General features: G+C 67.0%; 2 protein-coding genes. One reads left to right on the top strand and one right to left on the bottom strand.

The features are described 5' to 3' along the window. Positions 1 to 820, top strand: an 820-nt coding sequence (locus ACWDNY_RS31420; protein ID WP_451649205.1) for a tyrosine-type recombinase/integrase, incomplete at its 5' end; no start/stop codon positions are given. 100 nt (positions 821 to 920) lie between these two features. Here ACWDNY_RS31420 and ACWDNY_RS31425 read toward each other — a convergent pair. Continuing rightward, positions 921 to 1,073, bottom strand: coding sequence for a hypothetical protein (locus ACWDNY_RS31425; protein ID WP_451649206.1), 153 nt, complete (start codon positions 1,071 to 1,073; stop codon positions 921 to 923). Positions 1,074 to 1,213 lie beyond the last annotated feature (140 nt).

Consider the following 1,213-nt stretch of genomic DNA (forward strand, 5'->3'; position numbering starts at 1 on the left):
GTTGGAGGACAGGGCCGAAGTGCTCGCCACGCGAAGCCTGCGCGACCTGCTCGCCGTCCTGCGTCGTTCCATCGCGCACGCCCAGCGCAGGGACAAGGCGGCGCGGAACGTCGCCCTGCTCGTCACCGCCCCGGAGGGGCGCCCCGGCCGGCCGAGCAAGGCACTGAACCTGGAGCAGGCCAAAGCCGTGCTCGCTGCCGCGCGAGGCTCGCGGCTGTACGCGTACCTGGTGCTGTCGCTCCTGAGCGGCGTCCGCACGGAGGAGGCGCGCCCCCTCACCTGGGACCACGTGTTCCTGGAGACGAAGGACGGCATCCCGCCGCACGTCGCGGTGTGGCGCTCGGTGCGCAAGCACGGCGAGACGAAGACCAGGAAGAGCCGGCGGACCATCGCTCTGCCGAAACAGGTGGTCGATGTCCTCGAAGAGCACCTGCGGTGGCAGCAGCAAGAACGGGCATCGAGGGGGATGGAGTGGAGCCGGAGCGGCCGTGTCTTCACGACCAGGACCGGCGAACCGCTCGACGCGGCCAACGTCCGGCGCGACTTCAAGGCCATCGTGAGAAAGGCTGGCCTGAAGCCGGAGTGGACGCCGCGGGAGCTCCGGCACAGCTTCGTGTCCCTGCTTTCCGACCACGGCATCCCGCTGGAGACGATCGCTCTGCTGGTCGGTCACAGCAGCCAGGCGACTACCGAGGCGGTCTACCGCAAGCAGCTCCGGCCCGTGATCACGAAGGGCGCCGAAGCGATGGACGACATCTTCGCCTCAGACCAGGAAGGGAACGAGACCAAGGGTTCCGACGAGGGCGATGCGGTGGCGTGATGCAGGATGCATGGTTCGCCTGAGCTGCACGGGTGAAGTGGCCAATGAAGACGAGAGCCCCCATGGAGGCGACTCCGAGGGGGCTTCTCGACATCCGGGATTAGTCGCCGTCGTAGTCGTGCCAGGCTTCACGTACCTCGGTAAGGGTGTTGATGGTGGCGGTGGCCGCGTCGCTTACGCCATGTGCGAGGTACTGAATGCCGAACAGCACAAGCCCGACAACGGCCAGTCCTTTAATGATCTTCTCTTTCATCCGTGCTCGGATCCCCTCCTAGCTTGCAGGGCCGATCCGAACGGGACTGCTCGGATCGGAGCTGTCTCCTTCCACTTCGGCGTGCCCGCCCGTGACGTCGTGGACTCCCTGCGCCGCCTCGGCACCCTCACCCTGGTGAC

It is taken from the genome of Streptomyces sp. NPDC003697 (assembly GCF_053587115.1).

Excerpts from the sequence above, each read along its gene's own strand:
- ACWDNY_RS31425 (WP_451649206.1), bottom strand. The coding sequence starts at position 1,073 with ATGAAAGAGAAGATCATTAAAGGACTGGCCGTTGTCGGGCTTGTGCTG.